General features: G+C 41.2%; 11 protein-coding genes and 1 pseudogene. 5 read left to right on the top strand and 7 right to left on the bottom strand.

Going from position 1 to position 13,147, the window contains the following annotated elements; genetic code table 11:
- Positions 1-22: 22 nt before the first annotated feature.
- Positions 23-1,426, bottom strand: a complete 1,404-nt coding sequence (leuC, locus tag V7L31_RS17940; protein WP_334697485.1) for a 3-isopropylmalate dehydratase large subunit — start codon at positions 1,424-1,426, stop codon at positions 23-25.
- A 243-nt stretch (positions 1,427-1,669) separates the two neighbouring features.
- Between leuC and V7L31_RS17935 the strand changes: the two are divergent.
- Positions 1,670-1,882 (top strand): annotated as a pseudogene (locus V7L31_RS17935) (ATP-binding protein); the annotation flags it as partial.
- Here the strand turns inward: V7L31_RS17935 and V7L31_RS17930 are convergent.
- The 6 genes from V7L31_RS17930 to metG all read right to left on the bottom strand — a co-directional run bounded on the left by V7L31_RS17930 (position 1,847) and on the right by metG (position 7,748).
- Positions 1,847-2,293, bottom strand: coding sequence for an ISAs1 family transposase (locus V7L31_RS17930; RefSeq protein WP_334697525.1), 447 nt, complete (start codon positions 2,291-2,293; stop codon positions 1,847-1,849). The pseudogene V7L31_RS17935 and the gene V7L31_RS17930 overlap by 36 nt on opposite strands.
- Before the next feature lie 70 nt (positions 2,294-2,363).
- The gene (gene menH / locus V7L31_RS17925; RefSeq protein WP_334697484.1) at positions 2,364-3,182 is read right to left on the bottom strand and encodes a 2-succinyl-6-hydroxy-2,4-cyclohexadiene-1-carboxylate synthase; all 819 of its coding nucleotides are present in this window, start codon (positions 3,180-3,182) and stop codon (positions 2,364-2,366) included.
- A 48-nt stretch (positions 3,183-3,230) separates the two neighbouring features.
- Positions 3,231-3,632, bottom strand: coding sequence for a metal-sensitive transcriptional regulator (locus V7L31_RS17920; RefSeq protein ID WP_334697483.1), 402 nt, complete (start codon positions 3,630-3,632; stop codon positions 3,231-3,233).
- A gap of 510 nt (positions 3,633-4,142) precedes the next feature.
- Positions 4,143-5,351, bottom strand: coding sequence for an LPS export ABC transporter periplasmic protein LptC (gene lptC, locus V7L31_RS17915; RefSeq protein WP_334697482.1), 1,209 nt, complete (start codon positions 5,349-5,351; stop codon positions 4,143-4,145).
- Positions 5,351-5,980: a LabA-like NYN domain-containing protein gene (locus tag V7L31_RS17910; RefSeq protein ID WP_334697481.1), complete on the bottom strand. Its 630-nt coding sequence runs from the start codon at positions 5,978-5,980 to the stop codon at positions 5,351-5,353. Before V7L31_RS17910 ends, lptC begins: the two co-directional genes overlap by 1 nt.
- Before the next feature lie 166 nt (positions 5,981-6,146).
- Complete coding sequence (gene metG / locus V7L31_RS17905) at positions 6,147-7,748, bottom strand: methionine--tRNA ligase (protein WP_334697480.1); 1,602 nt, start codon at positions 7,746-7,748, stop codon at positions 6,147-6,149.
- A gap of 379 nt (positions 7,749-8,127) precedes the next feature.
- Between metG and V7L31_RS17900 the strand changes: the two genes are divergently transcribed.
- The 4 genes from V7L31_RS17900 to V7L31_RS17885 all read left to right on the top strand — a co-directional run bounded on the left by V7L31_RS17900 (position 8,128) and on the right by V7L31_RS17885 (position 12,963).
- Positions 8,128-8,853 (top strand): lysophospholipid acyltransferase family protein, encoded by a 726-nt coding sequence (locus tag V7L31_RS17900; protein ID WP_334697479.1) that lies wholly within the window; start codon positions 8,128-8,130, stop codon positions 8,851-8,853.
- Between the two features lie 154 nt (positions 8,854-9,007).
- Complete coding sequence (locus tag V7L31_RS17895) at positions 9,008-9,826, top strand: alpha/beta fold hydrolase (protein WP_334697478.1); 819 nt, start codon at positions 9,008-9,010, stop codon at positions 9,824-9,826.
- Positions 9,827-10,162: 336 nt separating this feature from the next.
- A complete protein-coding gene (locus tag V7L31_RS17890) occupies positions 10,163-11,329 on the top strand; it encodes an EcsC family protein (protein WP_334697477.1) in 1,167 nt (388 codons plus the stop codon).
- Between the two features lie 152 nt (positions 11,330-11,481).
- Positions 11,482-12,963: a leucyl aminopeptidase gene (locus tag V7L31_RS17885; RefSeq protein ID WP_334697476.1), complete on the top strand. Its 1,482-nt coding sequence runs from the start codon at positions 11,482-11,484 to the stop codon at positions 12,961-12,963.
- Positions 12,964-13,147: the final 184 nt, after the last annotated feature.

The following is a 13,147-nucleotide window of genomic DNA, read 5'->3' as shown; positions in this document are numbered from 1 at the left end:
ACAAATGACAAATGACAAAAAATTACAGCAACTCACGCACATCAGAAATTTCGCCTTTAATGGCAGCAGTGGCGACCATCGCCGGACTCATTAACAATGTCCGACCGGAAGAGGAACCCTGTCTTCCTTTAAAGTTGCGATTAGATGAGGAGGCACTGATCTGTCTTCCTTCTAACTTATCGGGGTTCATGGCCAGACACATAGAACATCCCGGTTCCCGCCATTCAAATCCGGCTTCCTGAAAGATTTTATCCAGTCCTTCAGCTTCCGCTTCTTCCTTCACCCTTTCAGAACCAGGGACAACGAAGGCTTTGATTCCTTCTGCAACGTGGCGACCTTTAGCGATTTTTGCCGCTTCTCGTAAATCACTAATTCTGCCGTTGGTGCAACTACCAATAAAGCAGACATCTATTTTAGTGCCCTTGATCGGTTGACCAGGATATAAATCCATGTAGCGGTAAGCTTCTTCGGCAATAAATCGGTCTTCTTCTAGCAGTTCTTCTGGCTGAGGTACTGACTGATTGACACCGATACCTTGACCGGGAGTAATCCCCCAAGTGACGGTAGGAGGAATTTCCGCCGCATCAAATACTACGACATCATCGTACTGGGCATCAGCATCGCTCTTGATGGATTCCCACCAAATTACTGCTTGATCCCAATCTGCACCTTTGGGTGCAAAATCTCTACCTTTGAGGTAATCGTAGGTGACTCGATCGGGATTGACATAGCCGCATCTAGCGCCGCCTTCGATTGCCATATTGCAGACAGTCATCCTCTCTTCCATATTCATTTGCTCAAATGTCGTCCCTGCAAATTCGTAACCATAACCCACACCACCTTTTACGCCAAGGGTGCGGATGATATGCAGGATGACATCTTTGGCGTAAACTCCAGGGTTGAGAGTGCCGTTAACTTCAATTTTGCGGACTTTCAATTTTGAGAGGGCAAGGGTTTGGGAAGTGAGAACATCGCGGACTTGGCTAGTACCGATACCAAATGCGATCGCACCAAATGCCCCATGACTTGATGTGTGACTATCTCCACAAGCGATCGTCATTCCCGGCTGGGTAATTCCCAGTTCTGGGGCGATGACGTGAACTATACCCTGACTGCCAGAACCAATATTGTAAAAAGTTATGTTATTTTCTTGACAATTTTGTTCAAGTGCTTGAATCATTTCTTCTGCCAAGCTATCGGCAAAGGGACGCGCTTGATTATCTGTGGGAACAATATGATCGACCGTGGCCACAGTTCGTTCTGGAAACAGTACTTTTAGACCCTTCTCGCGTAACATAGCAAAGGCCTGGGGACTAGTGACTTCATGAACTAGATGAAGCCCGATAAATAGTTGCGTCAGCCCTGAGGGAAGTGTACCAACGGTGTGTAAGTCCCAAACTTTATCAAACAGGGTACCTTTGCTCATACGTCAATCAGTATTTAAAGAGTCTGGCCTTAAATAGTATCAAAAAAGAGTCTCGGTTTTTGCAGATAACTTAAATATTTTTAAACGCAGAGGTACGCAGAGAGTTTGCGATGTCATTATGATCGCTTTTGAGGCAGTAACAGCAAGAATTCCCCGAAATAATGAGATGCAATGATGTAAGTAACTTTATCCTTTTGTACAAGGATATGTTAAGACAATACCAGATAATTGCAGTACCAGGTTATGTCCATAGATTTACGGGAATTTTATCAGGCTAGCGATCCCAGCAGAACTCTGTTTGTCAACAATAGCTCTGATGGCAAGTATTATATAAATTTTTCCTCGGTACGAGGTGGTGATATTCTTGGCAAGCTGAAGCAGAAAATTACTTTTTTTAAGCCTAATGAACCCACTTGCACTTTATTTACTGGGCATATTGGTTGTGGTAAATCGACAAGTTTCAACTGTTGTTTTACCATCCAATGAACGGACGGACTCTACCATACCAACACTATTTAATTTTGACCAGATCGAATCTGGGTCAAGCCGCGATTGAATACCAGATAACATTAGATAATGGCGAATCTCATGACGACCGTGCCCTACTTCTTCTGTTTTATAGGTACTATGTTGAATCTCCTGAAATCCTGTGCCTATCCCTGACTGGAAAAGTTTTTCAACTTCATTATAAAGATTACCTTGGTTCTTTTTTAAGGTAATCACATAATCTGCATTCTGCTGTGTGATTAACCTCACAATCTCTTTTTGACAACCAATTGCATCAATGGTTACAAGACATCCAGACAGTTCTAATACCTTACCTAATTTTCTGAAAGTCTTGTGTGATGGAGCGTTGAGGAATTCCATCTGACTCATCAATCTTTAATATTTAGATGCGTTCGCCCTGAGTAAAGAAGCAATGAAGTTATTCTAATTTTTAACTTGCTGGGGACAGAAAATTTTTGATATTTTCCACAAATGCCAAGGTATTTTCAAAGTGGATATTATGTCCAGCACTACTAATTACTTTTATCTGAGCAAATTCACATATTTTAGTCATTTCTCTATTAATAGATACAAATTTTTGATCGTATTCACCCACTAGTAAAAGCATGGGAATTGTATTGAATTGTAGCCTTTCCCATAAAGAAGGCTGACATCCAGTACCCATAAAACGCAATGATTTATCTAATTCCTGTGGATTATTCTGCAACCGACTTTCTACCATGCGATCGTATTCTGGATGATTTTTTATATAACCAAAAATCGGCTGATTGTACCAATTTGATAGAAAAGCTGCAAGATCGCTTTTTTCAAGGCTTATTGTTAATTTTTTCGCTATTTGCTGATCAAGCTTAATGCGTTCTAATCGTTCCGCTTCTGTTGGTAAACCTGGGGAAGCTGACTCTAAGACAACTTTATAAAAACGTTCGGGAAAATGTAAGGCAAGGTATAAAGCCAATCTTCCACCCATTGAATAACCAACTAAAAAGCATTTGGCAATTTTTAACTCATCTAATAAGTTAATTAAAGCATGAGCAGTGTTTGCCATTGTATAGTAATCTTCCTCACCCAAAACTTGAGTTTTACCGTGTCCTGGGAGGTCAATTGTTAAATAATCAAAATCGTCAGATAGTAATTTTATGGGTTCATCAAATTCATCTATGTTACCCATGAACCCGTGCAGAAAAAGAATTAGTGGTTTGTAGAATTTGCCAATTAAAGAATAATGAAAATGATATTTTTTTAGAATCATAGTCTATTTAGTGACGATCACTACTGTATGTCATTATTTTTCTAATTTTTAAGGTAAAAACCGATCTAAAGCAGCTTTTAACTGTTTAATTTCAACGTCAATATTGCCCTCTTGTGCGGCTCTAGCAATACACTCAGTTAAATGTTCATCCAAAACAATTCGCGCTACCCGATCTAGTGCGCCGCGGACTGCGGCAATTTGCAGTAGAACATCAGGGCAAGGGGTATTTTGCTGCACCATTGCCTTAATACCACGAACATGTCCTTCTATACGCGATAATCGATTGACAATCCGCCGTAAAGACTCTTCGCTATGGATGTGAGGATGAGCCAATTCTCCAGTTCTATGAGTATGATCTGTATGCTCGTCGGCTGTATCGTGATGGTAAGAATGTTCTACTTGCTGGGATATTGGCAAGGATTCCTTACTTAATCGGTTTGATCCATTCATGGTTTATCAAAGGACTTGTAGTAATAAGATCCTAGCCTAGTACTCGACCAAAATTTATAAGTGGGGAGTATGAGGGAGAGTTGGAATTTTGTTCATCCTCTCAAAGAATCGTTCATATATAGCAGTGGACTGGGGACTGGGTTGAAAGTCAGGTTTTATCATCAGTTAATGTCCTAATCTCCTTGTCCGTTGCTATAGCTCAGAAATGTTAGCTCTTGTGGGGTGTGCGACATGAGAGCCTAGTCTATAAGCCGGGAATGCCGTGTCAACTTAAGCTGAAACTCCTTTAAAACCTCGTTTCCAGCCTCTGGCTGGAAATGCAACTCAAAAGTGGCTCTGCCGCCAGTAAAGAGAGGCGGAGCCTCAAAGATAGGCATTCCCAGTCTCCGACTGGGAACGAAGTAATCTAAAAGCTAGTTATAGACTTGCTTTCATGTTAAGTTGACACCAATGGCAAGAGACCAACTCCACAATATTGGATAGCTTATTTCTTGGACTTCCCTAACTTGACTACCGACGATTAGCTCTTTCTTGGGGAATAATCTCCGTGACTACCCTACCGCCAGAACTGCCGCCTTTGACAACAATATTTTCTGTTTGCAGATTACCAACGGCTGTTTCACCAGCAAAATTTAACGGTGGATCAACCTGTCGATAAGTTACATTTCCTTGAGCTTCAACTAACTTATTGTCTAAATACCAAGTTAATGTATTGGATTTCAAAGACTGGCGACGTTGACCAACGGCGTTGACATTTCCTGTTAAATAAACGGTTTTTTGCGGTATTTTCATTTCACCTTGATTAGCTGTCACTGTGACATTTTCGGCACGCTGGAACATTCGCGTGGGTGAGTTTGTGGTGACGGTTTCTGTGTTCATGTTCCAGATCATAGAGTTACTAGCTATTTGCAGTGGTGGGTCTAGTAAATCTAGTTGAGCATTTTGTTTGACAGTGGCAATTTTGGTTTTTAAGTTGACTTCAGCAGAATTTCCCTTGCCGCGATCGCTAATTTTATTATCTTTGTAGCGGTCAATTTGAATGGGGCGATCGCCAATCAGTTTTTCTTCTTTAATATTCCAAATTAAATGTTCGGTTCTAACCTGCATCTGGGGATCGGTGGAATTGGCTATTACCCCTCCAGAAAATTCCATGCGCTGTTCGCGGGTTTTAACTCGCGCTTCCTGTGCTACTGCTTGTAGTTGTTTATGAGTACCATTAATCTGGTTGCGGACAATTAACAAATCTTCTTGAGGTCGCCATTCTAATTCATTGCCTTGCAACACAATCCCATTATTAGGATCTGTGGCAAATATCTTACCCTTAAGAAACAATTGCTTCCCATCTTGTGCAATATCTGCTACATCTGCCTTGATTTTGTAAACTACTTTGCCATCTTGGTATAGTTCACCATAAGGACTTTCGGCCTGACCAATTTCTTTTTCTTTGGTATATTTTGCCCGTGTAGCCCTGACTTTCCAAATCGGCCGTCCGACTTCATCTGCTTGTTCTAGGGTGACACCAAAGAAAGTTAAATTGCTATCTGAATTAGATGAAGCCTCAGTATTTTGTTGAGAAGCTGGGGGAGATTTGCCCCCACAAGCAACTAAACCAAATACCAAGAAAAAAGTCAAAGGTAAAATAAGAAAGGAGGGAGCGGAGGAGAAATTTTGATTTTTTCTCTTTTCCTTTCTCCCCCTTTTATGAAACTTATAGGCCATTATTCTTGGATTTCTAAATGTCCATCACTAGTTCTAGTGTCTTCCAAAAAACCGATCCCAGATAAGGGACGGTATGGATAGCTTTGGCGAGGGGTTTTTTGAATATCCTCTTTGATGGCTTCTAAATCAATGTAGCGATCGCTAACATTAATTAAGCTGTCGCTGGTCATGGAACGCAAGCTGACTACTTCTACCCGCACGCCACGATAGCTGACTGAATTGACTGCATAAGCTAAATCCCCATCACCGCTAACTAAAACTGCGGTATCATAAGAATCTACTAGCGCCATCATGTCTACCGCTATTTCTACATCCAGGTTAGCTTTTTTAGAGCCATCTGGTAGCTGGACTAAATCTTTGGCAATGACTCGATAGCCATTGCGACGCATCCACAGCAGAAACCCCTGTTGCTTCTCGTTTGTCCTATCTACGCCTGTGTAGAAAAAAGAACGCAGTAGTCTAGAACCTCCGGTTAATCGAAATAATAGCTTGGTGTAGTCGATTTCAATCCCTAGTTGCAGTGCAGCGTAAAATAAATTTGAGCCATCAATAAATATGGCGACCCTACCTCGATTCTCCAAAACCTGTTCTGGCGTAAAGATTGAATCGTTTTCCAAATTATTCAACATCGTTGTGATACCTCAATTTTTATCCCTGTTATTTTTGATACAAATTACCAACTTTTAGATGCTAGTCACAGCGGCTTATGATAATGTTCCGCAGCTGATTTAAATTCAGCCACGATAAATTTTGTGAGAAAATAAGAAATTGAACAAAATCAGAGTTTGATAAGGACTAATCGTTTTTCGGGGTTTCTATTCGCTGAAAAACCGGTTGGAATGTACCCAAAGGTTGTTTACTAGATAGTATTCCCCATGTCGCATGAATGGCAAAAGGAGCGGTAACTGAACTTTGTTTTTGATCGTTAAAATTTATTCCAAAGCCCAGTTGCAGATAAATATCGCTACTGATGTTAGGAATAATTGGGGATAGCAGATAAGCTGCTAGTCTAACTGATTCTAAAACTGCGTAGAGAACCTTTTCCACCGATTCCTGCTGTCCCTGTTTATATAATGACCAAGGAGCTTGTTCATCAATAAACTTATTACTGGCTTGTGCCAGGGAAAGGATAGCCTCACAGGCTTGGCTAAAAGCTAGCTCTTGGTATGCTTGTTTCACCTGTTCGCCCAGACGTAAACCAATTGCTTTCAAAGGATTTTCGTCAGGAATCGCTTCATTGCCAATTGATGGGACATTATTCTCAGCACAGTATTTCTTCACCATGCTCAAGGTGCGATTGAGCAAATTACCTAAATCATTTGCCAAATCTGCATTCAGAACATTAATGAACCTAACTTCATTAAAATCTCCATCCTTGCCAAATTCGATTTCCTTAAGGAAGTAATAACGAACGGCATCACTACCATAGCGTTTAACTAACGCCACAGGATCGAGGGTGTTACCCAGACTTTTGCCCATTTTCTGCCCGTCTTTGGTCAAAAAGCCATGCCCAAATACTCGCCCTGGTAAGGGTAAGCCAGCCGACAATAGCATTGCTGGCCAGTAAACTGCATGAAAGCGGAGAATATCTTTACCAATTAGGTGCAAATTAATCGGCCACCATGTTTTTAAAGCATTTTCTAAAGTCGGTTCTGCGTCTGGTTCTAGTAATGCTGTGACATAACCTAGCAGCGCGTCAAACCAGACATAAAGGGTGTGCTTGGGATCAACTGGTACGGGAAAACCCCAATCTAGATTTACCCGCGAAATTGAAAAGTCTTGTAGCCCTTGATTTACAAAGCTGAGGACTTCGTTACGCCGACTTTCTGGTTGAATAAAATCCGGTTTAGATTGATAAAATTCTGTGAGCTTATTTTGATATTTGGATAAGCGGAAAAAATAATTTTGTTCGTCTCGCCACTCCACTTCTTTGTTAGTATGAATTGGGCAACGGTGTCCTTCAAGTAGATCCCGTTCTTCTTTGAATTCTTCGCAGGATACGCAGTACCAGCCTTGTTGTTGTCCCTGGTAAATATCACCAGATTCCCAGACTCGCTCAAAGAATTCTTTGACGATCACTTCATGACGAGGGGCAGTAGTCCGACTAAAGCGATCGTATTGAATGTCTAGTAACTGCCATAAACTCACGAAGCTAGGGACAATTTCATCGCAAAATTCTTGTGGTGCTTTGCCTAAACTTTCTGCCGATCGCTGAATTTTTTGCCCATGCTCATCTGTACCTGTAATTAGTAATACCTGATTTCCCAGTAGTCTCTGAAATCTCGCCACGACATCGGCTGCGATCGTCGTGTAAGCACTACCTATATGGGGTACATCATTTACATAATATAGAGGTGTGGTGAGCGCAAATGTGTTTGTTTTATTCACTAGATTCATACAAAATAAAAATTAACTTATTAAAACGTTTTACATTTTAGCTTTTGGTGGCAAAACCACGCAATTATACGATATTATTCCTGTTTTTTCCAATAACATGTTTATACTAGCAAATTTATCAGGTCAAGAATTGTTTTGTAATAGACATCAATTAAATTCATTTTTACCTAAAAAATGGAAATTAACTAATCATAATTTTTATAAATAGTTTTTATTAGATATTCTTGTGATCGAGAATACAAAATTGAGAACGCAGAAAATCTCATTGCTTTTGTCGATGAGATATTTCTATCTTAAGACGGTCATGGCAATAGTAAAGAAATGTAAAAATTAAATTAAGATAAATCGCCATATTTACCGGAAAATATATTGATTAGGTATGAATCGAAATAGCCCCCTAGAGATTTCTCGCGCTTTGGTGGCGGCACTTTCAACGCAAATGTTTCGCTATTATGAGGATCGCATTCCCCAGGATGCTAGGGTGTTGGTAGTCAGCAATCATCGCAGCTTTATGGATGCACCGATTTTAATGGCTGCGTTATCGAGTCCGATTCGCTTTGCTTGCCATCACTATATGGGACAAGTGCCAATCATGCGGGAGATTGTCACCGATCAATTGGGGTGTTTTCCCTTGGAGGACACTCAAAACCGCCAGCAAAGTTTTTTTTCGCAGTCGCAGGTGCTATTGCAGTCCAAGCAGATGGTAGGAGTGTTTCCAGAAGGGACAGAACCAATGGTGAAATTTACTCAACCAAATCATCTGGGTGAGTTTCAACGGGGATTTGCTCATTTGGCATTACGAGCTGATGTACAGGATTTAGCTATTTTACCGATCGCGATCGCCTCTTTAGAAGAAGTCAACACTTCCGGCTTCCCCTTAAAGCTTTTGAGTGTATTTGACCCTTCAGAACCCTTATTTAACCAAGGTGGTTGGCATCCTTTGGTAATTTATCGCCGGGTTGCGGTGTTAATCGGTCGTCCTTATTGGATTACGCCCCAATATCATCAAAAATATCATGGCAAACAAGCTAGAACTGTTGTGGCTGAACTGACAGAACACTGTCATAGTGAAATTAGCAATTTACTGCGTCAAGGTTGCTATTAGAGCCATTCGATTTTGGATTGTGCCCATGACTTTTAGTCTCTTATTCTCAACGGATTATTTGCTTTTGGTCAAAAACACCGAACTTCCCTCAAAAGCAACAATCAACAGTCCAAAAGTTTTATACCATTGACCAATGACTAATGACTAATGACCAATGACTATTTCTGAAGTTGAGCTAAAGCCTTGTTTTCTGACTCCTGAACGAGTACAGCCAGAGTATCCGTTGTTGGTATATTTACCAGGAATGGATGGAACAGGTCAACTATTGCGATCGCAGACTGCTGGATTAGAAGCTGGCTTTGATGTGCGCTCTTTGGCGCTTCCCCGGAAAGACCTTAACACTTGGGATATGCTAACGAAGAGTGTATTGGACTTGATCGACACCGAATTAGAAAAAAGCTCTCAGAGGCCAGTTTATCTGTGTGGTGAGTCTTTTGGTGGTTGCTTGGCAATGAAAGTAGCAATCCAAGCACCTCATTTATTTAAGCGAATCATTTTAATTAACCCAGCTTCATCCTTTCATCTCCGCCCTTGGTTAAGTTGGGCATCCCAACTAACTTACTTAGTGCCATTAGGATTGTATGATGTTGGCGCACTGGGATTATTACCATTTTTAGCATCTTTGTCACGCATTTCTCGCAGCGATCGCCACGATTTACTAAAAACTATGCGTTCTGTCCCAGCTGAAACGGTTCTTTGGCGGTTGTCTTTGCTACGAGAGTTTCAGATTGATGAGGAACAGTTAGGTAATTTGACTCAACCAGTTTTGTTAATTGCTGGTGGTAGCGATCGCCTTTTACCTTCCGTAACTGAAGTGAAGCGGATAGCAAATATCTTACCAAATAACAAGGTTGTAATATTGCCCAATTGTGGACACGCTTGCTTGCTAGAAAAAGATACTAATCTCTACGAAATTCTTAATAATAACGAATTTTTAGAAACTAAAGCTGATACAAATAGAGTTAAAAAATAAAGAAAGTGCAGCATTTTTAAAGTCAAAGCAAACTCATATTAATCAATTATTATGACTGAAAACAACTCATGATACAAACCCCTAAATTTTTTATTTATGGGGATCATTGATTTTGAATTCGGAGCGAAGCGACGTGACCCAAGCCTTTTTTTATTTTTAATTTAAATAGAACCAGCCCTTTCAAGGTCTTGTAATTTTCCCCAAATTATAGTTAGTTGAAAAAATAAAGTTGGTAAATGGGGAATAGCTAGAATGATTATGTACTTCTTGGGAGATGTCAGGCCACTCAAATTTCGCTAAAAGAAAGATAGAGGCTTTACAAGATGGTGTCAAGAGATGGCAGACAAACCCCAAGAAATAAAAGTGAATAAATCAGTTAATCTACCCAGAGAAACATCAGAAGTAGGAATCCAGACTCAATCATCGATAGAAAATGAATCGTCTGGATTAGAGTATTTGATTAAAACTGTTGCTGAGACTGGCCAAGCAGTTTTAGAGACAGCAGTAGGAGTGGGAGAAGCAACGGCAAAAGAAACACATAAGTTTATTGAGCAAACAACTCAAACCAGTGGTCAGGTTGTGAATCGCCTCAGCGAAAATTGGCTGATTAGAAAACTATCTGGAGTATTAAATCTCAATTGGCTCATTAACGATACTAACCTTGTTAATTTAGAACAAGCAGAAGCGGCGGTAAACAAGCTCAAGAAACAGTATCCAAATGAATCACCCAGCCAGCTTGCTCACCGAATCATGGTGGAAAAAGCAACAAAAGCAGCCACAGTTGGACTAGCTACTAGTTTTTTGCCAGGAATAGCAGTGGCATTATTGGCAATTGATTTAACAGCTACAACAAAATTGCAGTCAGAAATGCTTTATCAAATTGCATCTGTCTACGGGCTAGATTTAAAAGATCCTGCCCGTAAAGGTGAGATTTTGGCAATTTTTGGGTTGGCTTTGGGTGGAGGACGTTTGTTGAAAGCTGCGGGTTTAGGGTTGCTGCGAAATGTACCCTTAGCGGGTGCGGTAATTGGAGCTAGTTCAAATGCAACGATGATCTATTCATTGGGTTATGCTGCTTGTCGATTTTACGAAACCAAGCTGGATGAATCAATATCTCTGGCATCGCCTCAGACATTGGCAACATTAAAAGCCGAGAGTGAAAAGTATCTAGAAAGTGCGATCGCTCAACAAGCCATCATGGATCAAATCTTAGTTCACATGATCCTTGCTAGTCATCCAGAAAAGACTTGGAAAGAAATTTTACCAGAATTAAAAGCTTTAAACCTAACTCCTACCTCGTTGGATGCCATTGCCCAAAATATCAAATCACCTCAGCCTTTAGATATATTGCTCAATCAACTGAATCGTGATTTTGCTATACCCTTATTGGCTCAGTGTTACAAAATTGCCCAACTTGACAATCAGATTACACCAATTGAGCAAAAAATAATCGAAGCGATCGCCAGCAAATTTGACATTGACACAAATAAAATTGGGGCATAGGGCATAGGGCATTGAAAAAAGGCAGAGGGGCAGGGTGCGGGGAGCGGAGGGGAAAATTCTTCTCCCTGCTCCCCAGTCCCCAATCCCTCCCCATGAAACCAGAATTTTGAGCAATACTGGTACAGGAAGGAATATTTACACAAAATCCCAAAATGACAATTCAACCTAGTGACAAGCCTTTGCTGGAGTGGGCAGGCGATAGTTTGGCAATTGGATTATTTGAAGATGCAGTAGAGTTAACCGGAGAACTGGCTACTTTAGATCAAAAGTTTGCTGGGGTTTTAAAAGAACTAATTGCTGAAGAAGAATTTAAAGGTAAAGCCAACAGTACTATTTTCACCCGTGTAAATGCTGGTAGCCCAGTGCGGAAATTGATTTTGGTCGGTTTGGGTAAAACAGATGGGCTCAAACTAGATACTTTGCGCCGCGCTGCGGCGGCTGTCGCCAGGGTAGGGAAAAAACAAAAAAGCAAAATTCTAGGATTTAGTTTTCCATTATGGAACAACGATCCAGCAGCCAGTGCCCAAGCGATCGCCGAAGGTGTAGAATTGGCACTTTACCAAGATACTCGCTTTAAATCAGAACCAGAAGATAAAGGTTCACAAATAGAAAGCATAGATTTACTAGGTTTTGGTGGACAAGAAGCCGCGATTACCCGCGCTAATCAAATCGTTTCTGGGGTAAATTTGGCACGGCAGTTAGTAGCAGCGCCAGCCAACGCAGTCACACCAATTACTTTAGCGGAAACTGCTCAAGCGATCGCAAAAGAGTACGGTTTGCAACTGCAAATTTTAGAACGGGAAGACTGCGAAAAGTTGGGTATGGGTGCTTTTTTAGGAGTCGCCCAAGCTTCCGATTTGCCACCGAAATTCATTCACCTAACTTACAAGCCAGAAGGTACACCTAAAAAGAAATTAGCAATTATTGGTAAAGGTTTAACCTTCGATTCCGGTGGACTCAACATTAAAGGTGCTGGTAGCGGCATCGAAACCATGAAAATTGACATGGGCGGTGCAGCTGCAACTTTGGGTGCAGCAAAAGCAATTGCTCAAATTAAGCCAGACTCAGAAGTTCACTTTATCTCGGCAGCCACCGAAAACATGATTAGCGGTCACGCTATGCACCCTGGAGACGTTCTTACAGCATCAAACGGCAAAACAATCGAAGTGAACAACACCGACGCTGAAGGACGTTTGACCTTAGCAGATGCCTTGGTGTATGCCGACAAATTGGGATTAGATGCGATCGTTGATTTAGCCACCCTGACTGGTGCCAACGTCATTGCCTTGGGTGAGGATATTGCTGGTTTGTACACTCCCGATGAAGGTGTAGCTTCCCAAATCGAAAAAGCTGCGGAAACTTCAGGGGAAAAGATTTGGCGAATGCCAATGGAAGAAAAATATTTTGAAGGGTTAAAGTCTGGTATAGCGGACATGAAAAATACCGGCCCACGTCCAGGTGGTGCAATTACCGCTGCCCTTTTCCTCAAACAATTCGTGAAAGAAACTCCTTGGGCGCACATAGATATTGCTGGGCCAGTGTGGACAGATAAAGAAAATGGCTACAACGGCGCAGGGGCGACTGGCTACGGCGTTCGGACGCTAGTTGATTGGGTTCTGGGAAGTGGGGAGTAAGAATTTTAGATTTTAGATTTTGGATTTTAGATTGAAATTTAATCCAAAATCTAAAATTCAAAATCCAAAATTGAATTGCCCCATGCCCCATGCCCAATGCCCAATACCAAACAATTCGTGCTATCTTGAGCTTGCCAGCAAAAATTGTTGCAATCGTAACAGAAGTAATTTGGCGGTCAGAAAG

Source organism: Nostoc sp. (assembly GCF_036916655.1).
In the GTDB taxonomy this organism is placed as follows: Bacteria; Cyanobacteriota; Cyanobacteriia; order Cyanobacteriales; family Nostocaceae; genus Nostoc.
The sequence above is the reverse complement of the archived record's forward strand: the minus strand, read 5'-3'. Positions and strand labels throughout refer to the sequence as shown.

What these genes read in the sequence shown, in the direction of transcription:
- V7L31_RS17910 (WP_334697481.1), bottom strand. Translation starts at nt 5,980, where the DNA reads ATGTTGAATAATTTGGAAAACGATTCAATCTTTACGCCAGAACAGGTT.
- leuC (WP_334697485.1), bottom strand. Translation starts at nt 1,426, where the DNA reads ATGAGCAAAGGTACCCTGTTTGATAAAGTTTGGGACTTACACACCGTT.
- V7L31_RS17885 (WP_334697476.1), top strand. Translation starts at nt 11,482, where the DNA reads ATGACAATTCAACCTAGTGACAAGCCTTTGCTGGAGTGGGCAGGCGAT.
- V7L31_RS17920 (WP_334697483.1), bottom strand. Translation starts at nt 3,632, where the DNA reads ATGAATGGATCAAACCGATTAAGTAAGGAATCCTTGCCAATATCCCAG.
- V7L31_RS17895 (WP_334697478.1), top strand. Translation starts at nt 9,008, where the DNA reads ATGACTATTTCTGAAGTTGAGCTAAAGCCTTGTTTTCTGACTCCTGAA.
- V7L31_RS17900 (WP_334697479.1), top strand. Translation starts at nt 8,128, where the DNA reads ATGAATCGAAATAGCCCCCTAGAGATTTCTCGCGCTTTGGTGGCGGCA.
- V7L31_RS17890 (WP_334697477.1), top strand. Translation starts at nt 10,163, where the DNA reads ATGGCAGACAAACCCCAAGAAATAAAAGTGAATAAATCAGTTAATCTA.
- lptC (WP_334697482.1), bottom strand. Translation starts at nt 5,351, where the DNA reads ATGGCCTATAAGTTTCATAAAAGGGGGAGAAAGGAAAAGAGAAAAAAT.
- V7L31_RS17930 (WP_334697525.1), bottom strand. Translation starts at nt 2,293, where the DNA reads ATGGAATTCCTCAACGCTCCATCACACAAGACTTTCAGAAAATTAGGT.
- metG (WP_334697480.1), bottom strand. Translation starts at nt 7,748, where the DNA reads ATGAATCTAGTGAATAAAACAAACACATTTGCGCTCACCACACCTCTA.
- menH (WP_334697484.1), bottom strand. Translation starts at nt 3,182, where the DNA reads ATGATTCTAAAAAAATATCATTTTCATTATTCTTTAATTGGCAAATTC.